Below are 20,735 nucleotides of genomic sequence, written 5' to 3' on the forward strand. Positions count from 1 at the left end.
ACAGTGCGAAAAAACGGATTAAAAGAAAAGTATTACTCTATCTTATGCAGCGATGCTGGATAATTTACAACAAAATTCAATAATGGACGTTTACCTACGAACTAGACAAGTCCTGACATGGGCATTAAAGGCCCTTTAAAGTTTTTTTAAAAAATGCTACTGCAAAATAAATATTCCAAAAAAACGAACAGACCTGATAATCATCAGGTCTGTTCGTTTTTTAGTAGGTTTCTTTAGTCGGATTATAGGGTTATTTAAATGCCAGTGTAATTATGAATACAACAAAAAGGGTGCACCAGCAGTTTTTCTGGACACCCTTTCACACAGATAGAATGATTCTGGTTGTGATATTCGTCAATCTTTATCTTCCTCTATTTCATGTTGAACTGTACCTGGGCGTTTATCCCACTCTTTCAATTCTTCATTCGTCCTTTGATTTTCCATCTGCTTTCCAAGTTCTTTCATCTCTTCATAATCTTTAGCCATGGAGCTATTTTCCGGAACATGTTCTTTTTTCAATTCTTCCTTACTCATTTGCCATCACCTCTACTTATTGATACCCAATATTTCCAAATCCAAAACGTAACATATCTAATGGAAATATGGGGTATAGATAAGACATTATGAGCAAATGTAAGGAGGTGCAAGAAGTATGCAAACAACTACCCTTTATGTAAAGGAAGCAACGTCAGAAGGTCCGATTTTAAATCTTGAGTCCATACTTATGAAAACGGAAGGTGTGGAACGCGCGATCATCGATGTTGATGATGGGGAAATTAAAATCGATCATAGCGAAGAAAAACTATCACCGAATCAACTTATTACACTTATTGAACAGTATGGCTTGAATGTAACTAAATAGAAATCAAAGCACCGGACTCCCTCCATTCAGAAGGGCCCGGTGCTTTAATAATCTCTTGCCTTTTATTTATAATCACCCTTTAGCGAAAGGTGCATGATTTCAACGGAATTCGGAAGTCCAACTTTAATTCATTTTACCTTCCGCAAAAGGCCATAAAACCCTGCCCGATTGGGGGCAGGGGCAAAAAAGTATGGATTACCGATTTAACAAGCTGCCCACATAGCGCAGCAAATCATTGGCTGATGTGGAATTATAACCGTGCTCGTCGATAAGTCTCGTGATGACCTCGTTCACTTTCTTCAGTTGCCTTTCGTCTGGTGTCTTCGTTGAAGTAGTGATCTTAACGACATCCTTCAAATCGGCGAATAGTTTTTTCTGGATCGCTTCCCGTAAACGATCATGGGAATTATAATCGAATCGCTTACCTTTACGCGCATATGCAGAAATGCGAATCAATATTTCTTCGCGGAATGCTTTTTTTGCATTCTCGGAAATTCCAATTTGTTCTTCTATCGAGCGCATCAATTTTTCATCAGGGTTGATTTCCTCCCCAGTCAATGGATCGCGCAGCCTTGATTTATTGCAGTATGCTTCGACATTATCCAGATAATTATCCATGAGGATTTTCGCCGACTCTTCATATGAATAGACAAATGCCTTTTGGACTTCATTTTTTGCAATGGCATCGTATTCTTTACGTGCCAGTGATATGAAATTCAAATACCTCTCCCGAAGTTCGTTCGTAATGGACGGATGCTGATCAAGACCTGCTTTTAAAGACATAAGTACATCCAATGCATTAATGGACGGATTTTCCTTACGAATGATCGTAGAGGAAATTCGGTTGATCACGTAACGTGGGTCGATTCCGCTCATGCCTTCGTCCTGATATTCTTTTTTCAATTCATTGATGTCAGCGGAATTAAATCCTTCGACATTTTCCCCATCATAAAGCCTCATCTTTTTCAATAAATCGATATCGCCCTTTTTGGGATCCTTCAGGCGGGTCATGATGCTGAAGATTGCCGCCACCCTTAATGTATGCGGAGCTATATGAACATCCGAGACATCACTTTCACGGATCATTTTTTCATAAATCTTTTCTTCCTCAGAGACCTTCAGATTATATGGAATCGGCATGACAATGATACGGGAATGCAATGCTTCATTTTTCTTATTGGAAATGAACGCTTTATACTCCGTTTCATTCGTATGAGCCACAATGAGTTCATCTGCACTGATCAATGCAAAACGGCCAGCTTTAAAATTCCCCTCTTGTGTCAATGAAAGCAAATGCCATAAGAACTTCTCATCACATTTCAGCATCTCCTGGAACTCCATCATCCCGCGGTTCGCCTTGTTCAGCTCGCCATCAAAACGATAGGCCCGCGGATCTGATTCAGATCCGTATTCGGCAATGGTCGAAAAATCGATGCTGCCCGTCAAATCAGCGATATCCTGTGACTTAGGGTCAGAAGGACTGAATGTTCCAATTCCAACACGCTTATCCTCAGAAAGGAAAATACGCTCGACCATCACATCTTCTATCCTGCTTCCATACTCCTGTTCTAACCTCATTACATTCAGCGGCGATAGGTTTCCTTCAATCCTGATGCCATATTCTTCAAAAAAATCATTCCGTAAATACTGCGGAATGAGATGCAGTGGATCTTCATGCATCGGGCATCCTTTTATTGCATAAATGGCACCTGTGTCTTTTAATGAATAATTTTCAAGTCCACGCTTCAGTAAAGAAACGAGTGTGGACTTCCCGCCTGACACCGGACCCATGAGAAGCAATATCCGCTTACGGACATCGAGCCGCTTTGCCGCCGGATGGAAATATTCCTCGATGAGCCTTTCCAGTGAATCTTCAAGGCCAAACAACTGACCGCTGAAAAAATTGTATTTCTTTGTCCCATTTACTTCCTCTATCCCTGCATCTCTGATCATGTTGTATACACGTGAATGAGCAGATTGAGCAACTAAAGGCGTTTCTTTCAATATTTCTAAGTACTCTGCGAAGGTGCCTTCCCACTTCAGCTTCTGTTCATCTTCTCTAAATTTTTCGATTTTCTTTAAAATATCCATTAAGGAACCTCCCCCTGTCACTTTCAGAGAATACTTAAATCTATGCTCCAAGTCTGACAAACATGTCAGACTTTAAAAAGTCGCCGGCCATTGTTTCGAATAGCCCTTGGCTCTCCATGTATCGAAAAAGGCTTAATCATTGAAGAATCGAAGACAATTATGCTGACAAGAAAAATTGTGTGCACTACTGCTAAAAATTAGGGTATACTAAGCCTATACTTAAGTGGGACAATATGGGTAAAGGGAGGTCACAGCATGGGCACAGTTATTATCGTTGGGGTTGCTATTACATTTTTAGCCGCTATCTTCACTGCCGGGTATAATGATAAACCAGGTGTGAAATAAAAAAATAACAGCCTTTCTTAAATTCCAAAAAGGGGACAGCAAATTAAATTTGCCGTCCCCTTTTTTTCACCCTTCATCGATTTAGTTAGAGCATGTCAGTCAATGAAGTGGCTACACCATTTATACAGCGTCCTTTTTATCAGTGTGAGCTGCAATGTTATTCTCCATCGATCTCAAGTCTTCATTTACTTTTTGACCTTGTTCCAAATATTCTGTTTGGAATCCACTCTTTATTGCCCAACTATAAAACCCTAGAGATAAACATGTTATGATGACCATATCCAAACCAAATGGGATTATGTTTATTCCACCAAACTTTTCACTGCCTAAGTATGAAATGGTCATCATACAGAGTAAGTAAACAACCATCCAAACCCCTGCCAAGAAGTTTTGACGGAATCCCTTCCAATTGATTTTTGCTTGATAATAGAAATAAACGGGGAGACCAATCATTATGATAAATAATACTTGTCCTGTCAGTGGCCATCTTGCCCAATATAAAACCAAAGAAGCAAAAACAAAGCCAAGCGGTGCAATGATACTTAATCCTTTTAGACGTAATGGTCTGTATAAATTCTGACCGGTGCGCCTTAATGTCATAACAGTAACTGGACCTGTAATATAAGAGACTAATGTCGCAACCGAAATAACCTCTGCCAATACGCCCCAGCCTCTAAACATGAATAAAAATAAGAAAGATACACCTAGATTAAAAAACATGGCTTGACGAGGGATACCATAAAGTGGATGAAGTTTTCCAAACACGCTTGGCAAATATTTATTCTTTTCCATTCCATAAAGCATTCGTGACGTTGTCGCCGTGTATGTTATTCCCGTCCCGGAAGGAGAAATAAAAGCATCAACGTATAGTAAAATAACTAACCAGTTTATACCTAGGACAATTGCTAAATCAGCAAACGGTGAATTGAAATTCAAATGTTGCCATCCATTCACAATCATGGACGGATCAACGGCCCCAATAAATGCAATCTGTAATAAAACGTAGATAACCGTTGCAATTAAGATGGAGCCTATTACTGCAAATGGAATCGAACGTCCAGGATTCTTTGCCTCACCTGCCATGTTAATCGGACTTTGAAAACCGTTAAATGCAAAGATGATACCGGAAGTTGCTACAGCTGTAAGTACACTTGCCCAACCATTGGGAGCGATACTTCCTGCAGAGGTAAAATTTGATCCATGAAAACCGGCAAATAAAAGTGAGCCGATCGTCAGTCCAGGTATAATAACCTTAAAGACTGTAATAAATGAATTTGCTTTTGAAAACAAACTAACTGTCCAGTAATTTAATAAAAAGTAGACGACCAATAATGCAGAGGCAATTGCCAAGCCACCCCCGGTAAGACTCCCATCTTCTACTAAACCATGTGTCCACTGTGCCCATTTCCATGGCCATGAGCTCATATATTGAACAGAAGCAATCGCTTCGACTGGAATTACAGAAACAATTGCAATCCAGTTTGCCCAACCTGCAAGAAACCCTATAAACGAGCCATGAGAGTATTGTGTATATTTTACCATTCCCCCAGCTTCAGGAAACATAGCCCCTAATTCACTGTAAGATAGTGCGATAAATAAAATAACAACCATCCCGATAATCCAAGAGATAATGGCAGCCGGTCCTGCGATTTGTGCCGCTTTCCAAGCTCCGAATAACCAGCCTGAGCCAATAATTGACCCGAGTCCTACCATCGTTAACGAAAACGTACCCATCTTTCGCTGCAAATTATTCATATGTTCATCACCATGCTTTCCAAATTTCATTCTTTTATAATGACGTTCTTAACTGATTTATGAATTGTTTCAAGTTCGTCTAATCTTAAAGAGAGTGCTGCATAGCATCACCTCTTGCTAAAGTTTAGTAATTGATAAGGAAAATATATGGAAGTCCCCTATATTGCTTTTTTATATGAAAAACTCTTCCCTGCTTTTTAGAAAATACTAAGATCCCATTCCTGTGCCATTTGTTTCAATAACATACCACCTGTTACGCTATTCCCATATTCATCAATGGCAGGTCCGTATATACCGATGCCACATCCATCTTGAAAAGGAAGCCCGCTTCTGGAACTGGGAGGAACAAGTGCCATGATTCCGCCAGATACTCCACTTTTGGCAGGCACCCCCACAAAAGCCGCAAATTTACCCGAAGCATTGTACATACCACAAGTAAGCATTAATGCTTTGGCCAGCCTAGCCACTTTTTTTGGGAGTACTTGTTCTTTACGGATCGGATGGTATCCATCTTGTGCAAGAATCAGCCCAAGCAGGGCTATATCTTCTGTGGTTACTTCTATGGAACATTGTTTGAGGTAAACCTCTAAAGCATCCTCTACATCCGATTCTAAATAATTCGTCTCTTTTAAATAGTGAGCCAAAGCTCTATTTCTATGAGAGGTTTGCCACTCAGATTGATACACTGCCTCATTGATGGCCGGGCGCTTTCCTAACAAATTTTCAAATAATGTATAGAGAAATTCTAATTTCTTTTGTGAAGAATCCCCTGGGAGAAGCGAAGCTATGGTGATCGCCCCGGCATTTATCATAGGATTGAACGGCTTTCCCGGCTTATGCATTTCTAAACGAATAATTGAATTGAAAGCATCCCCAGTCGGTTCCACATCGACTCTCTCTAACACATAAGAAATGCCGCAACCCAAGCATGCGGCTATAAAGCTGAGCACTTTTGAAATACTTTGCAGTGTGAATGGGACTTCCCAATCCCCTGACTTGATCATTGATCCACCAGGCTCCAGTATGCAAATGCCCAATTGCGATAAGTGTGCATTTCTCAATGCCGGTATATAATTGGCGGTTTGCCCTTCAGTAGCAAAGGATCTGTAATGTGCTACCCATTCATCTAAGTCGGCTTGCTTTTGACTATTAACGTGAATGTCATACTCTTTTGACAATTCTTCAATCACATTTTTCCACCTCTTCAGTTGTTGTATCATTATTTTTTCAATATGAGCGTATTACCGAATGCCATCAAGCTTACTTGTATAGCTTCGAAGAAAACATAATGAATATTCAAAATATTGTTAAGCGCTTTCAAAAATTTCTATCTGCCATTAATTTTAAATTGGGAACTACATAATCATACGAAAACCTACAAATTCTAAAAAATAAAAATCCACTAAAAAAACGGAATCATCTTACATGTTCCGTTACCATTTTTTGTGGATAGAAAAACAGATTGGTTTTGCCATAATTGGTTTTAAGCCGTTCCATTCTGGAACAAAGTAAGCGTTGTATTGAAGCCGATGAAACTGTATACTGATTTTTTAAACAAATTGGGAGGTGACGACTTGAACCTCAGTACGTTAATGAAAAAAGAGGTCAATATTCTTGCTTTGATGTTGTTAACGGTGCCATTAGCAGGCGAATTGAGTTTTTATCCTTTAAATGAAACGTTTCGGGTAAGTTTTGGTCCGCCTGTCCTTTTCTTCTTTTTACTATTATTACAGAAAACACCTGCCATTTTTTCGGGCTTCCTGACAGGAACAATGGTTGTGGTATTTCGTATTCTTATAGATTTTTTCATGCATGATAGTTTTTCCTGGGCTTCCGCATTCCAAGTTCATTATCCTAGTTTTTTCTTTTATTTCACCTACTGCTTTCTTTTTTATTTGGTGAAAATCAATCGCTTTCAAAACCGATCTTTGATTATTGGATTTATTGGTCTCATTATCGAAATATTGTCCGACTCTGTAGAATTGATCTTTCAATATATTGTGTTGGAAACAACAATTACGCTAGGTTCACTAAACGAGATGATCATGATCGCATTCGCCCACAGTTTTATCGTTTTAAGCTTTTTTAATATGATGAAACTTTATGAAGCACAATCAAGGGAACGACAAATCAGAAAACAAAATGAACATATGCTGATGCTCATTTCCAACTTATACGAGGAAACGATTCATTTAAAAAAAACATTAAAAAATGCTGAGAATATTACAAAGAAATCGTATGATTTGTATCGAGAATTAAAAGCATTGGAAAAACGGGAAAAGCAACTTCATGTTCTTACAGAGCCATATAGTCAAAAAGCATTGCGCATTGCGGGTGAAATGCATGAAGTCAAGAAAGATAATCAACGGATTTTTGCCGGTCTCTCCAAATTGATTTCCAATGAGAGTTTTAAAGATTATATGAATGCTGCTGAACTTTTTCATTTAATTATCCGAATTAATGAAAAATATGCATTATCACTAGGAAAGGATATACAATTTGAATATTCATTGGATGAAAAAAATGATTCACATTATCATGTGTATACCGTGTTATCTCTTTTCAATAATTTAGTCGCAAATGCAGTTGAAGCAATTAAAGAAAAGGGAATCGTCCGTTTAAGTTTGGGTGAAATTCATGACAATGTAGAATTTAAAGTTGCTGATACTGGACCTGGAATTCCTCAAAAATATCAGACTGTGATATTCAAACCTGGGTTTACTTCAAAATATGATCATTTCGGGACACCCTCAACAGGGATTGGTCTCTCATATGTTAAAGAGGTCGTAAAAGAACTGGGAGGCGATATCCTGTTTGAGAATAGTTTTAACGGCGCCGTTTTTTCAATAAGATTACCCATTCATAAGTTGATCCAGAAAGGATGATTCCATGCGTTTTTTTATAACAGATGATGATTGTGCCATACGTTCGAACTTAAGCCAAATTATAGAGAACGAAGATTTAGGAGAAGTGGTGGAGGAAGCCGAGGATGGAAGTCTATTGGAAGGACATATTTTGAATTTAAAACAAATTGATATATTATTCATTGATTTATTAATGCCCATCCGGGATGGCATTGAGACACTTCGTCATATAAAAAGTACATTTAACGGAAAAATAATAATGATTTCGCAGGTTGAATCAAAGGAGCTGATTGGTGAGGCATACTCACTTGGAATAGATTATTATATTACCAAACCAATCAATCGTATTGAAATATTAACAGTTATCCGAAAAGTTATGGAACGGATTCATTTAGAAAGATCGATCACAAATATCCAAGCCTCTTTGAATGGTGTATTGAATTTTGAACAGCCAAAAGTTGATAAATCCAATAGTTTTAATGAAAAAAGTATAAGTGAGGTAGGTGAATTCCTACTATCGGAATTAGGAATCGTTGGAGAAAATGGCGCAAAAGATTTAATGGAGATGCTTCAATATTTATTTATGTATGAAAGGACTTTTACTTTTGGAAAGCATTTCCCTACCCTTAAGGATATCTTTGTAGAAATCACCAAAAAAAAGCTCGGCACATCAGCTTTGCAGGCTGATATCAATCGAGAAATAAAAGCTGCCGAACAGCGAATACGCAGAACGATCAACCATTCGTTAAATCATTTTGCCTCGCTCGGTTTAACGGATTTTTCAAATCCGAAGTTTGAAAATTATGCTTCCAAATTTTTTGATTTCACAGTCGTTCGCCAAAAGATGAAAGAACTGCAAAATGATTCAACTATAGTTCTTACACCTACCCGGGTAAATACAAAAAAGTTTATTCAAGTATTTTATTTCGAAGCGAAACGATTGAATCCTGATGAAATGATTAGATATAGATAACCCCTATTAAAACAAAAAACGGCGGAAGCACTCAAAAAACATAAAATCCCCTGAAGATTTCAGGGGATTTTAGCAAGTTCTTATTTTTTCAACAATAAATACATGAAATAAGGAGCACCGATCAATGCGACCATTATACCTGCAGGAATCCCCTCGGGTTCAATTATATTACGGCCTATCGTATCGGCAAGCAGCAATAGCCATCCACCGATTAAAATGGCAACCGGAATGAATAGTTGATTTCGTGGTCCTACCAAGGATTTTGCTATATGCGGGGACATAAGTCCAATGAATGCAATTCCGCCTGTAACAGAAACGGCAGCCGCTGCCAATGCTACAGCCGTGATCAGCAGTACGATCCGCTCCTTTTCAATCGATACACCGACCCCAATTGCGACCGGTTCACTTAAACCAAGCAGATTCAAACGATTTGCTTTATATAAAGTGAATGGAATGAGGATGATTAACCATGGAATGATTGCCCATATGAAAGGCCAGTCCGTGCCCCATATATTTCCCGCCAACCATTTGGCGATGAAATCGACCTTCGCTCGTTCCGCTGACGAAATGAGGACAATCATCAGGCCTGAAAGCGCCATTGAAAAACCTACGCCAATCAACACTAACCGAACGGGTTCAAGGCCACTCTTTCTCTTGTATGAGAGGATATATATTAAACAGGCCGTCAGTAACGCGCCGATAAAACCGACAAGCGGAACCATATAAACAAACGAACCAGCGTCAAGCGGGAAAAACAGAAAGAAAACCGCAATGGCAACACCTGCTCCTGAGTTGATCCCGATGATTCCGGGATCGGCTAAATCATTACGTGTGATACCTTGTAGAATGGCTCCCGACAGTGCAAGGGCCATGCCTGCTAAAAGGGTGATGATGATTCGCGGTAAGCGGACGGAAAATAATATGAATTCCTCTTTAAACGTTCCTTGCCCGAAGAGCGTTGGAAACAGTCGCCCTAAAGAAAGATTGGAATATCCCGAACACGTCCCTATAATGATCGTAATGATAATGAGTGCAGTTAATGCCCCTATTATCCAACGCTGTTTTTTGACTAAAGCTGACTGGATCATGAAAATGCTTTACCTCCTTTACGCACGATTAGGAGGAAGAAAGGTAAACCTATCATCGCAACAACCGCTACCACAGGTGTTTCATATGGAGAATTGACGGTACGCCCGATCGTATCGGCAAGCAGCATGAAAGTGGCTCCCAAAATAGCAGACATAGGGAGGATGAATCGATAATCCGTACCCACGATAGCCCGAACGATATGGGGGACCATTAACCCGATGAACACCATATTTCCAACAAGCGCAACGGCTGCGCCTGCCAGGAGAATGATGACTACGAAAAGAACCGCCTTTATTTGTGTTGTCTTTTGCCCTAAGCCAACCGCCACTTCTTCACTTAAGCTAAGTATGGTGAGCTGTCTGGAAAAGATAAGGGAGATCAGGATGCCTATTAAAATGAACGGGACGATTACGCGAAGCTGCTCCCATGAAGTTCCGATATTCCCGCCAGCTGTCCACATCGATACATCTTTTGATACCTTGAAGTAAATGCCAACCCCTTGCGAAACGGCAAATAGGAATGCAGAGACTGCAGCACCAGCCAATACGATCCGTATAGGAGAAAATCCTCCCTTTTTGACCGCACCGATTCCGAAAACCATGGTTGCCCCGACAGCGGAACCTATAAAACACGCAATCATGATTCCTAAGTTATTAGCATTTGGAATAAATGCCAAAGTGATGGCGAGACCTGCATTGGCTCCTGCCGTCAATCCAAGCAACCCCGGATCGGCAAGTGGATTCCTGGTCATTCCCTGCATGATGGCACCAGAAACGGCAAGCGCTGCACCCACGAAGATTGCCCCCACTTCACGCGGGAAACGGATTTCCCGGATAATTGAAAGCTTTTCACCGGCAGCATTTGATGTCAGTGCTTGCCAGACATCTTTTACAGTAACATCCGCCGCACCAAATGCCATTGAAATAATGAACATGCCTATGAATACAGCAATCCCTATGATCAGTTTATATATAAATGGGATGAAACGTTGATTTTCATTAGTCATCTGTCTCTCTCATCTCTTTTTTATAGAATAAAAGGAGAGGAATTGGAATCCCTCTCCCTCGCTGTATTATTTTCCAAGAAAACTTTTGGAAAAGAAGTCTAACTGGTAATCTAATGTTATTGGATCATTGAAGTAGAATTCTTTCGCATTCACTTCAAATAGTTTATTGTTTTTAACAGCAGGAATGTTTTTATACGTATCAGTTTGTTGGAATGAATTGTCCTCGTCTTTATTATTACTCAAAATCACATAATCACCAGCATAGTCTGCCAGAACTTCTAAAGATAAAGCAAAGTAACCATCTTTCAACGCAGCTTCTTTTACTTTTTCAGGCATGGCCAACTTCATTTCTTGATAAAGGATTTCCGTTCCACGACCCCAATTATCGCCAAATACATAGAACTGTTTGTCAAACTTTTCGAATACGGAAACGGTTGTATCTTCACCGATTTTGGCTTTAATGTCTTCACCGGTTGTTTTTGCCCGTTTTTTGAAATCATCCACCCAAGCTTGGGCTTCTTTTTCTTTATTCAAAAGCTTGCCAATTTCTACGTGCTGTGTTAAATAGTCCACTTTTCCGTATGTATACGTTACGGTTGGAGCAATTTCACTTAATTTATCAACATTTTTAATCGTTGATAAACCAATGATTAAATCCGGATCCAACTCGATAATCTTTTCCAGGTCTTCGTCCGTCACTTCTTCGACATCTTTTAATTCCTTAAAGTTCGGGTTCATTTTAGACCATGAATCGACACCTACAAGGTTAACATCCAAAGCCATTACGTTACCTGCGAAAGTAGATAGTACTAGAACACGCTGAGGATCTGCCGGAACTTCAACAGGACCATTTTCAGATTGATATGTGATGGTACCTGATTTTTCCTTTTTGGAAGCCGAGCTTTTTTCTTTTTCGGCTGACTCGTTACCACAAGCACTAATAATTAACACTAACAGCAGTATAAACGGGATCATTATCTTTTTCATTTGTTGTCAAATCTCCTTTTAGTAAATTGTATGTGCTGCACATTGGTTTGTTCGTTCGTTGATCTCGTCCGATTACCGCATCAATATGGAATACTTCCTTAAGCACTTCATGAGTGATGACTTCTTCACAATCTCCCGCTTTAACTATTTCCCCGTCCTTTAAGGCAATGATATAGTCGGCAAAGCGAGCAGCTTGGTTTAAATCATGAAGAACCATGACAATTGTACGTCCCTGTTCTTCATTCAGCCTTTGTAATAATTCTAGAACCTCCAGCTGATGCGCCATATCCAAATAGGTGGTCGGCTCATCAAGGAAGATGATTTCCGTTTCCTGGGCAAGGGCCATCGCAATCCAAACACGCTGGCGCTGACCTCCTGATAGAGCATCCACCGGACGGAACTTGAAGTCTTTCGTGCCGGTCACTTCAAGTGCCCAATCAATCACATCATAGTCTTTTTGGGTCAGGCGCCCAAAACCTTTTTGATAGGGAAAGCGCCCATATGATACGAGCTCCCCAACCGTCAAACCGCTTGCACTCTCGGGTGTCTGCGGAAGTATGGCCATTTTTCTTGCAAGGATCTTAGTGCTTTCTTTTGAAATATTCACCCCATCTAAAACAACCGTACCTGATTGGTTTGAAATGATTCTGGTGATCGCTTTCAAAAGTGTCGATTTCCCACATCCATTTGAACCGATGATCGTCGTGATTTTTTTATCTGGAATTTCCACACTGAGATCTTTTACAATTAAACGTTCACCATAGCCAATATTCAAATCCTCTGTATATAGGCGAACCATTTTTTAACCTCCATTTACTGAAAAATAGGTAAGTAAAAACTCAAATGAAAATGATTATCATTATCCACTACTTAATTACTATAATTCTATCTAAATATATTGTCAATGGTAATTTCATGGGCATATAAGAAGAAATTCTGACAGGATTTTTTGGGCCGATCCGTATTATCGACTGACAAATGAACACAGTAAAGATCCCGGAAATGCTTCCGGGATCTTTACTGCTAGGTCCATACTCAGGACTTTGGAAGATGTCCCTTATGGGAAGGGCAATAAGCCATTTTCATCAATCAATGTTTCTTAAATCCTTGCTTCTCAACATAATCTTTCATGTACAACCTGCTTTTCCTTCCAAGCATTCCAGCCATTTGCTCGGTCCAGGTGTCTTTTCGTTTACCTTCAGTCCGACGCTCGTAATAACTGGAAATCGTTTCATTATACTCTTCAAGTTGTCCGATGAACTCTTGCTTATCCTCCTGATATCCATTTTCATGATAGATATTGGACAGCGGTAAACGCGGCTTTTTATCCGAACGGTTTTTCGGATATCCGACCACTAGAGCGAATAATGGTATAACGCGATGCGGTATATTCAATATCGCTGACACTTCTGGGAGATTATTGCGGATCCCGCCTATATAGCAAATGCCAAGATCCATCGATTCTGCTGCCAATGCCGCATTTTGAGCCGCAAGAGCAGCGTCAATACAGGCAACCATGAATTTCTCCGTACTTTCAATTGATTCGGACAGGTCAGTGTTTTCCATTTCGGAAACCATATCCTGACGATATAAGTCGGCGCAAAAGACGAATAGATGTCCATTCTTCTCTACATATGCTTGTGGTCCGGCAAGTTCAGCAAGCTTGGCTTTCTTTTCCGGATCGGTTACCCCTATGATTGAATACGCTTGAATATAACTAGAAGTCGATGCCGCTTGGGCACATTCCACAATCGTATTGATTTGCTCCTCAGACAACAACTTGTCCTCAAAAGAACGTATGGAACGGTGATCTAAAATTTTCTCAATAATGTTATTCAATGCTCCCACCCCTAAAGAATATGTATCCATCATCGGGGCTGAAATACCCCCGATGACAGTATTGATGAAACTCAATCTTTTGTTTTCAAATCCAATTCACGGTAATTTTGCTGTCTAAGTGCTTCATAAACCAAGATGGCAGCCGTGTTCGACAGATTAAGTGAACGTACTTTATCCGTCATTGGAATCCGCAGGCACCGATCCATATTTTCTTGGATCACCTCTTTCGGGAGACCCGTCGTTTCACGGCCAAAAATGAAGTATATCTCACTGTCTTGATCACTGTAATCGAAGCTGGAATGTGGCTGCTCTCCGAATTTCGTCAAGTAATAAAATTCACCGCCGGCATTTCTTTCATAAAACTCTTCTAACGAATCATAATAATGGATCTTTACATTCTCCCAGTAATCGAGCCCGGCCCGTTTGAGCTGTTTGTCATCCGTCGAGAAGCCGAGCGGGCGAATGAGATGTAAAGACGTATCCGTCCCTGCACACGTTCTTGCGATATTTCCTGTATTTGCTGGAATCTGTGGTTGATATAAAACTACATGTATTGACACTTCATTTTCACCTCTAGTTTGAACTTCACCTTAATTATAGCATTAAACAAAAAAGACTAAAAACCAATCACCCTCCATCCAAAATCACAAAGAACTTATAAACGATGTTCGGTGTGTATCTGGTTGAATCCTCATATGTCCAATACCGGTGACGGCTGTTCATCGTATGTGCATTCACTAGCGGCATCCCGTCCTGATCCTTCGCCGTTACGATCAAATTATGATCAAACCTTCCGTCCCCTTCGAAATCTATGCAGAGGATATCACCCAAATTCAATTCCTTGGCCGACCCGACCTGCTTTGTCCTGATGGCATTCCCGGCTTTAAGCAGATGGTATAAAGAATGGGCCGTCGTCCATGTATAACTCCAGCTTTTCCCTCTTATCCACCAGCCCTTACTTTTGTTTGGCGCCCCCCACATCGGTATTCCTCCCGCATGTAAACATTGTGAAATGTAATTCGTACAATCATCAGTGAATTTATAATAAGCTGGATTAAATTCGTTCCACCAACGCTCGGCATATTGGACGGCCTTCATTCGATCATACTTATATGCGAGACGATCTGCGCCTAGATCACATTTTGGCGGTGCCTCTTCGGTTTCAAAGCTGGGAAACAGCTCACGTTCATCCACTATATACCCATTTCGAAACCGGGCCTCCCTTTCTTCCATTTCTTCTTCTATATAAAATGAATCCTCCTGTTTCAATAAATATTGCAGGTGCACGTGATATGTCAGAACTGTATCATCATCTTCCTTTCTCTTTGAATGTACCTTGCCTGCCGCATTCACCCGAACAATTTCCGCAGCACGGTTCCTCATCATTTCCTTCTTCAAATGTAACTTCCTTTCACCCCTTTCCAGTTCATCGGAAGTATAAAACTCCACCCTTTCTTGTAAAAGGCGTTGCAATTGTTCCCTCAAGTTCATGCCCTCCTTCTTACCATCTATGCTAATGTGTATGTATGAGGGCATGGACAAAAACACAATTTCATAAAATGTGGGAGTTTCAACTTTATAAATATAATGATACTTTTAAAAAGGTTTCCTTGAAGGTAACGGAATATTTTAAGCCAAAAAAAGCCGCCCCGTAATATTTACCGGGCGGCTGCATTTTAAATATTATTTTGTTTCCAAGGTAAACTGCAGTCCTTTCTCAATTTCCGCCAATACCTCTTCATCCTTTTCCTTCATTCGTGCTTCTTCCAATGCGGAAACAGCCTGCGCCCGGCCAATTTTCCCAACTGCCCAGGCCGCCGTCCCCCTGATGACAGGCCGCGGATCATCCTTCATGACCTGTATCAATTGAGGCAATGCCGTTTCATCTTTGAAATGGGCCAATGCTAAAATGGCATTTCGTTGGATTGGTTTTTTACCGCGCCAAGAGCCAGATACATGGCCGTATGTCTCTTTGAAGTCCCGATTTGAAATCGTAAGCAGGGGTTTTAACAGCGGTTTCGCCAGCTCCGGGTCGGGATGCATCTCTTCATGAAAATGAAAATCCATTCCTTTGTTTTTCGGACAAACGGTCTGGCATGTATCACATCCATACAAACGATTGCCTATTTTCGTCCTGAACTCATCCGGAAGGAAACCTTTTGTCTGCGTTAAGAACGCAATGCAACGCTTGGAATTTAGCTGCCCACCCTGAACGAGCGCTCCAGTCGGGCAAACATCGACACATTTATTGCATGTCCCGCATTGATCTTCCATCGGTTGATCCGGTTCAAATGGCAGGTTGGTTATCATGTCTCCCAAGTATACATATGACCCGAATTCCGGTGTGATGATCATACTGTTTTTTGCACTCCAGCCAATACCTGCACGCTCAGCCACTGCCCTATCTGATAATTCGCCCGTATCAACCATGGACTTCATCATTGCTCCTGGCATTTTATCTTTAATGAAATCCTCAAGTAACTGCAATTTATTACGAAGAACGGTATGATAATCCGTTCCCCATGACGCCCGGCAAAAGATCCCCCGGCGCTCACTTTTTGTACTTTGCGGAGCATCCTTCAATTTCGAAGGATAAGCAAGCGCAATCGAAATGATGGATTGCGGTTTATCGAATATCAAATCAGGCCTTACCCTTTTTTCTATATCGGCTTCTTCAAACCCTGACTGATAATCCAGCTCCTGTTGACGTATCAACCGAGCTTTCAATTCGGTAAAGGCCGTGGCCGATGTAAAGCCGATTTTATCGATGCCGATTTCCTTACTATATAAAATCACTTCTTGCTTGAATGTGTTCATATCCATATTAATCACCTACGTTCATTCAGTATTCCCATTGAAAGCTTGAATCTTTTTCAAACCATTGCTATCTATGATAAACTAATTGCAATCATTTTTGGAGGTGAAACGGTTGGAAATTACCATATCAGCTAATCTTAGCAGTAAAATCCCTCAATTCAAAGTTGGGATCATTACATATGAAAACATCGAAGTAGGTCCCTCCCCGCAAATGGTGAAAGGAAGACTTCAACTATTTCAGGAAGCTCTTTTCTTCGACCTTGAAGAAAAGGAATTGACCGACTTTTCCGGCATTAAAGTGTGGCGGGAGATTTTCAAGGTTACAGGAACAAATCCGTCACGGTATCGCCCCTCCGTGGAAGCCCTTTACCGCCGCGTAAAAAAACAGAATTACTTGACACCCATCCATTCAGCCATCGATTTAAATAACTTCTTCTCGCTGTTATATGAAGTTCCGATCGGCATTTATGATGCGGAAAAATTATCAGGGGACATCTCGATTAAGATCGGCGAGGCGTCAGATGGTTATGAAGGTTTGAACGGCCGCTTGAATTCCATGGAAAATATGATTACATCAGCCGATGATGTGGGCACATTCGGAAGTCCTTACGTTGATTCAGAACGCACGAAAGTCACCGAAGAAACGAAAAAAGCCATCCAAATCATTTATTTACAGCCCAATACTCCAATCACGGAAGCAGATCAGCTAACGAAATCCCTGATGGACATGTTCCTTGAAATCCACGGTGGTGAAGGGACTTACTCGATTGTAGAAGGATAATTAAAATTGAACGGAAATAAACCCTTTCCACAATCGGAAGGGGTCTTTTCATTATTGTTCCACTTAATAAAACCAGTCCGCTAGTATCCTTTTATTCAACCGATCGATCCATACCCTGAAAAAAGGCATTAAAGATCACTGGAATTTAAGAGCATAATGGATCACCTCGTCTTAAACTTTGTTCAGGTGTGTCCAGCCTACGGTTTTTTCTTAAATTACATTTCAGTCGATTCCAGAAATCCGCTCCCTTTCCGCCGACTGTCTGCCAAGCCTCCTCGACGTAAACGTCTCCGGGGTCTCGGCTAGCCAGTTACTCGGCAGGAGTGTCGCAAATTTCTTCCATCCTTTAAGGATTACAGTAAAAAAACATGAAGAGCGAGATTTCATACAATTTTTTTCAAAAAAACTTTTCAGGTGATTTCAGCAGAGCAATTTTGTTTCAACCTACACCTCACTATTCGACTCCCAATCCCTTTTTTGCCGGTAAACTGCAACCATATCAATGGTTACATAGCCTGGCACGCCCCGCTCTAACAGACTTCGACTACACAGCTTGTCATTTTGGACAAAAAAGCACACGCTTAGTCAAACTGATTCTACTAACGTAGTTAATCACATTGAACAAGTTTGTGCTGCATCGAATTCCCACTCTTCCGAATAGTGGATAGTCGAAAAATAAAAAAACTCTGGTTTTTGTTGCGGTATGACATACGGTAACACTGCTTCGATAAAATGCAGGCAATTTGGACAATAAAAAAATCCCACTGTAAACAGTAGAATTCTTGTAATAATATTAAAACGCAAAGCTTCGTTCTCCAGGTAACGAAACCCTACGTTATGAGTATGTATTGGAGCGGGTGAAGGGAATCGAACCCTCATCATCAGCTTGGAAGGCTGAGGTTTTACCACTAAACTACACCCGCATATTCTTGTAGAAGTTTGTCGAATTACCAATCAACAAAATTAATTATATAGTTTAATGTGAAAAAATGCAATAGTTCTTTTAAAAAAAATTAATAATTACCGTATTGTAACGTTAATATATTCATTCACTCTAGTAAAAATGTTAAAAAGTCCCCTGATTCAGAGAACTTTTACATCCTATATATGATGAATTAGAACCAAATGACTTCCATTAACCGCGGATAAACCTGCTGTGCCGTTTCAAGCAGCATGATTAACTTCCTGAACGCCAGATCCGGTACGATATCCCCCTCAATGGAGTATGAATACCGAATGGAAATGGTCCCATTTTCCTCATACAGCTTGGAATACCTAAAATTAGCATTATATTCATTCAACAGTGTATGTACATCCTGTTTCTTTTCAGGATTCTTCAACTCGGCGACATTAAAGCAAAATAAGTCCGCCACATTTTCATCTTGATTGAAAGCAAATACTAAAAGGACCTTCCACCCGTCCTTTAACTTTTGCTCAGCCCTAAAAAAGGTGGTGCCATCTTCATTCAACTCATTCATATAGATTTTCTCACTAGTTAAAAAATCACGAAATTTAGCAACGTTTGACATGGTTCATCACCTTTCTCTTTGTAATTACATTTTATAATGAAAACTGGCATTTTTACAGACTTTTCTATAAACCTTCCAATTTCACCCTATTAATAGGGACGAAGAATCACTCATTTAAAGAAAGGGATTCAAAAATGAACTCCCATATGAGGATTAATAGATTGATTAGCCAGTTGCTTCTCCGCAAAACTGAAGCGCTTCTTGAAGGTCCAAAATTTCCTGGCAGATTTTTGAGCATCCTTCAATTTCAGGCACTTCTCGCAGTGAAGGCTATGTCTGATGAAGTGACTTCTAATAATTAATATCCTTCATATGAATCAAAAGATACCACTAAAGGTAATGAAGGATCATATTTTAACTTGAAAGGAAAACGGCCTTTCCCCGATTGAAAAAATCGAAAAAAGGCCGCTTTTGTCATAAGCTGCTTAAAAATCACAAAAAAGGACCTTCCTCAGCTTTATTTCATAAAACTTATAGTTGAGCGAATTCAGGTTCCGCAACTTTTACAAGCTGTTTACCGAGGTTCGTTCCTTTAAACAAACCTAAAAATGCATCAGGAGTGTTTTCGAACCCTTCAATAATCGTTTCTTCATACTTCAGCTTTCCTTCTTGAAGCCACTTACCTAAATCCGTAGCACCTTCTTGGAATCTAGAGGCATAATTTCCAACTGTGAAACCTTTCATTAGTGCACTCGTTTTGATCATCGCCGATTGCAGACGCGGTCCTAGATCTTTTCCTTCTGCGTTATACGAGGAAATCGCTCCGCATAATGGTATTCGGGCATTCGCATTCAAAAGTGTGAAAACAGCATCGGACACCTCGCCGCCCACATTATCGAAATAAACATCGACTCCATCGGGAACAGCATTAGCTAAATCTGTAGCAAAACTATCACTTTTATAGTTTACGGCTCCATCAAATCCTAGTTCTTTCGTTAAATACTCAAGTTTTTCATCTGAACCAGCGATGCCAACAACCTTCGCACCTTTAATCTTAGCAATTTGTCCGACTACTGAACCAACTGCTCCAGCCGCTCCTGAAACGACTACCGTTTCACCTTCTTGAGGTTTTCCAATATCAAGCAAACCAAAGTAAGCAGTTAAACCAGTCATTCCAAGAATCCCTAAATGAGTTGTGACCGGAGCCACCTTGGGATCAATCACGCGGATTTCCTTTTCGGTGACAACTGTGTATTCTGCCCAGTCGATGTTCCCAACAACGACATCCCCTTGTTTGAAGGAATTCGATTTGGACTCAACAACTTCAGCAACAACGCCGCCCGTGATGACCTTATTCAATTCAAATGGAGCAATATATGATTTGGTATCTTGCATTCTGCCACGCATGTATGGATCGACAGATAAATATAGTGTACGTACTAAAATCTCATTATCCTTTGGTGTGGGAACTTCAATCTCAACAAAGTTGAAATCCCCTTTCGAAGGCATACCTTTTGGACGGTTTGCCAGGGTGATTATTTGTTGTTTAGTTTGTGTCATCATTGTTCCTCCTTGGTTTGAATACGTAATTTCGAAAAGAAGCGTATCACTGATGAAGTTCATAGGTCAAAGAATATGATTGGCTATTGCTTCCATAACACTCTTGATGTAGCCTTTCCTGAAAACCCCAAACTTGCTACAGCCTATTATGTCCCATGTTTTCATTTCAATATACGATTCACTCCCGAGAAAAATTTAACGGCCTTTCCCCGATTGGATACCGAGAAAAGGCAGCAGCTTGAAATACTCTATTTTTATCGTGTGCTAGGCAGATGATCAAGCTCCGCACTTTCCCGA

18 protein-coding genes and 1 tRNA gene are annotated in these 20,735 nt (G+C 40.3%); 4 read left to right on the top strand and 15 right to left on the bottom strand.

Annotation, left to right across the window (positions count from 1 at the left end; all coding sequences use genetic code 11):
* Nucleotides 1-354: 354 nt before the first annotated feature.
* The gene (locus ABC374_RS20665) at nucleotides 355-534 is read right to left on the bottom strand and encodes a hypothetical protein (RefSeq protein ID WP_063235975.1); all 180 of its coding nucleotides are present in this window, start codon (nucleotides 532-534) and stop codon (nucleotides 355-357) included.
* A gap of 118 nt (nucleotides 535-652) precedes the next feature.
* Between ABC374_RS20665 and ABC374_RS20670 the strand changes: the two genes are divergently transcribed.
* Nucleotides 653-862, top strand: coding sequence for a hypothetical protein (locus tag ABC374_RS20670; protein ID WP_137019792.1), 210 nt, complete (start codon nucleotides 653-655; stop codon nucleotides 860-862).
* Nucleotides 863-1,057: 195 nt separating this feature from the next.
* Here the strand turns inward: ABC374_RS20670 and ABC374_RS20675 are convergent, their stop codons facing one another.
* From ABC374_RS20675 to ABC374_RS20685, 3 genes are all read right to left on the bottom strand, one after another.
* Entirely contained in the window at nucleotides 1,058-2,953 is a 1,896-nt protein-coding gene (locus ABC374_RS20675) for a PrkA family serine protein kinase (RefSeq protein WP_350300162.1), read from the bottom strand.
* A 465-nt stretch (nucleotides 2,954-3,418) separates the two neighbouring features.
* On the bottom strand, nucleotides 3,419-5,053 hold the full coding sequence (gene aimA / locus ABC374_RS20680; RefSeq protein WP_413019612.1) for a glutamate/serine transporter AimA: 1,635 nt from the start codon (nucleotides 5,051-5,053) through the stop codon (nucleotides 3,419-3,421).
* Between the two features lie 197 nt (nucleotides 5,054-5,250).
* On the bottom strand, nucleotides 5,251-6,240 hold the full coding sequence (locus tag ABC374_RS20685) for a glutaminase (RefSeq protein ID WP_350302953.1): 990 nt from the start codon (nucleotides 6,238-6,240) through the stop codon (nucleotides 5,251-5,253).
* Between the two features lie 435 nt (nucleotides 6,241-6,675).
* Here ABC374_RS20685 and ABC374_RS20690 point away from each other — a divergent pair, with 435 nt between their 5' ends.
* Together ABC374_RS20690 and ABC374_RS20695 are read left to right on the top strand one after the other, a co-directional pair.
* On the top strand, nucleotides 6,676-7,938 hold the full coding sequence (locus ABC374_RS20690; protein ID WP_413020415.1) for a sensor histidine kinase: 1,263 nt from the start codon (nucleotides 6,676-6,678) through the stop codon (nucleotides 7,936-7,938).
* 4 nt (nucleotides 7,939-7,942) lie between these two features.
* On the top strand, nucleotides 7,943-8,890 hold the full coding sequence (locus tag ABC374_RS20695) for a response regulator (protein WP_350300164.1): 948 nt from the start codon (nucleotides 7,943-7,945) through the stop codon (nucleotides 8,888-8,890).
* A gap of 80 nt (nucleotides 8,891-8,970) precedes the next feature.
* On the opposite strand, the gene ABC374_RS20700 is transcribed toward ABC374_RS20695, so the two are convergent.
* The 8 genes from ABC374_RS20700 to queG form a co-directional block, all read right to left on the bottom strand.
* Nucleotides 8,971-9,978 (bottom strand): FecCD family ABC transporter permease, encoded by a 1,008-nt coding sequence (locus ABC374_RS20700; RefSeq protein WP_413019613.1) that lies wholly within the window; start codon nucleotides 9,976-9,978, stop codon nucleotides 8,971-8,973.
* Nucleotides 9,975-10,985 carry a FecCD family ABC transporter permease gene (locus ABC374_RS20705; protein ID WP_350300166.1) on the bottom strand — a complete coding sequence of 337 codons (1,011 nt, stop codon included), beginning with the start codon at nucleotides 10,983-10,985 and terminating at the stop codon, nucleotides 9,975-9,977. The genes ABC374_RS20700 and ABC374_RS20705 overlap by 4 nt, the downstream gene beginning before the upstream one ends.
* 66 nt (nucleotides 10,986-11,051) lie before the next feature.
* Nucleotides 11,052-11,972 (bottom strand): iron-hydroxamate ABC transporter substrate-binding protein, encoded by a 921-nt coding sequence (locus ABC374_RS20710; protein WP_350300167.1) that lies wholly within the window; start codon nucleotides 11,970-11,972, stop codon nucleotides 11,052-11,054.
* A complete protein-coding gene (locus ABC374_RS20715; RefSeq protein WP_350300168.1) occupies nucleotides 11,923-12,771 on the bottom strand; it encodes an ABC transporter ATP-binding protein in 849 nt (282 codons plus the stop codon). Before ABC374_RS20715 ends, ABC374_RS20710 begins: the two co-directional genes overlap by 50 nt.
* Nucleotides 12,772-13,061: 290 nt before the next feature.
* Complete coding sequence (gene nfsA, locus ABC374_RS20720; protein ID WP_413019614.1) at nucleotides 13,062-13,811, bottom strand: oxygen-insensitive NADPH nitroreductase; 750 nt, start codon at nucleotides 13,809-13,811, stop codon at nucleotides 13,062-13,064.
* 71 nt (nucleotides 13,812-13,882) lie between these two features.
* On the bottom strand, nucleotides 13,883-14,371 hold the full coding sequence (gene trmL, locus ABC374_RS20725; protein WP_350300170.1) for a tRNA (uridine(34)/cytosine(34)/5-carboxymethylaminomethyluridine(34)-2'-O)-methyltransferase TrmL: 489 nt from the start codon (nucleotides 14,369-14,371) through the stop codon (nucleotides 13,883-13,885).
* A 67-nt stretch (nucleotides 14,372-14,438) separates the two neighbouring features.
* Nucleotides 14,439-15,296 carry an amidase domain-containing protein gene (locus tag ABC374_RS20730; protein ID WP_413019615.1) on the bottom strand — a complete coding sequence of 286 codons (858 nt, stop codon included), beginning with the start codon at nucleotides 15,294-15,296 and terminating at the stop codon, nucleotides 14,439-14,441.
* Between the two features lie 198 nt (nucleotides 15,297-15,494).
* On the bottom strand, nucleotides 15,495-16,634 hold the full coding sequence (queG, locus tag ABC374_RS20735; RefSeq protein ID WP_413019616.1) for a tRNA epoxyqueuosine(34) reductase QueG: 1,140 nt from the start codon (nucleotides 16,632-16,634) through the stop codon (nucleotides 15,495-15,497).
* Between the two features lie 106 nt (nucleotides 16,635-16,740).
* Between queG and ABC374_RS20740 the strand changes: the two genes are divergently transcribed.
* Nucleotides 16,741-17,409: a B3/B4 domain-containing protein gene (locus ABC374_RS20740; RefSeq protein ID WP_413019617.1), complete on the top strand. Its 669-nt coding sequence runs from the start codon at nucleotides 16,741-16,743 to the stop codon at nucleotides 17,407-17,409.
* Between the two features lie 849 nt (nucleotides 17,410-18,258).
* On the opposite strand, the gene ABC374_RS20745 is transcribed toward ABC374_RS20740, so the two are convergent.
* The 3 genes from ABC374_RS20745 to ABC374_RS20755 all read right to left on the bottom strand — a co-directional run bounded on the left by ABC374_RS20745 (nucleotide 18,259) and on the right by ABC374_RS20755 (nucleotide 20,438).
* Nucleotides 18,259-18,332: transfer RNA gene (locus ABC374_RS20745), tRNA-Gly, on the bottom strand.
* A gap of 192 nt (nucleotides 18,333-18,524) precedes the next feature.
* Nucleotides 18,525-18,938 carry a YbjN domain-containing protein gene (locus tag ABC374_RS20750; protein ID WP_413019618.1) on the bottom strand — a complete coding sequence of 138 codons (414 nt, stop codon included), beginning with the start codon at nucleotides 18,936-18,938 and terminating at the stop codon, nucleotides 18,525-18,527.
* Nucleotides 18,939-19,409: 471 nt separating this feature from the next.
* Nucleotides 19,410-20,438 (bottom strand): NADP-dependent oxidoreductase, encoded by a 1,029-nt coding sequence (locus ABC374_RS20755; protein ID WP_413020416.1) that lies wholly within the window; start codon nucleotides 20,436-20,438, stop codon nucleotides 19,410-19,412.
* Nucleotides 20,439-20,735 lie beyond the last annotated feature (297 nt).

The organism is Peribacillus phoenicis (assembly GCF_047238085.1).
GTDB lineage: Bacteria > Bacillota > Bacilli > Bacillales > DSM-1321 > Peribacillus.

Coding starts and splice junctions, on each gene's coding strand:
- ABC374_RS20665 (WP_063235975.1), bottom strand. CDS start 534: ATGAGTAAGGAAGAATTGAAAAAAGAACATGTTCCGGAAAATAGCTCC.
- ABC374_RS20670 (WP_137019792.1), top strand. CDS start 653: ATGCAAACAACTACCCTTTATGTAAAGGAAGCAACGTCAGAAGGTCCG.
- ABC374_RS20675 (WP_350300162.1), bottom strand. CDS start 2,953: ATGGATATTTTAAAGAAAATCGAAAAATTTAGAGAAGATGAACAGAAG.
- aimA (WP_413019612.1), bottom strand. CDS start 5,053: ATGAATAATTTGCAGCGAAAGATGGGTACGTTTTCGTTAACGATGGTA.
- ABC374_RS20690 (WP_413020415.1), top strand. CDS start 6,676: ATGTTGTTAACGGTGCCATTAGCAGGCGAATTGAGTTTTTATCCTTTA.
- ABC374_RS20695 (WP_350300164.1), top strand. CDS start 7,943: ATGCGTTTTTTTATAACAGATGATGATTGTGCCATACGTTCGAACTTA.
- ABC374_RS20700 (WP_413019613.1), bottom strand. CDS start 9,978: ATGATCCAGTCAGCTTTAGTCAAAAAACAGCGTTGGATAATAGGGGCA.
- ABC374_RS20705 (WP_350300166.1), bottom strand. CDS start 10,985: ATGACTAATGAAAATCAACGTTTCATCCCATTTATATATAAACTGATC.
- ABC374_RS20710 (WP_350300167.1), bottom strand. CDS start 11,972: ATGAAAAAGATAATGATCCCGTTTATACTGCTGTTAGTGTTAATTATT.
- ABC374_RS20715 (WP_350300168.1), bottom strand. CDS start 12,771: ATGGTTCGCCTATATACAGAGGATTTGAATATTGGCTATGGTGAACGT.
- queG (WP_413019616.1), bottom strand. CDS start 16,634: ATGGATATGAACACATTCAAGCAAGAAGTGATTTTATATAGTAAGGAA.
- ABC374_RS20750 (WP_413019618.1), bottom strand. CDS start 18,938: ATGTCAAACGTTGCTAAATTTCGTGATTTTTTAACTAGTGAGAAAATC.
- ABC374_RS20755 (WP_413020416.1), bottom strand. CDS start 20,438: ATGACACAAACTAAACAACAAATAATCACCCTGGCAAACCGTCCAAAA.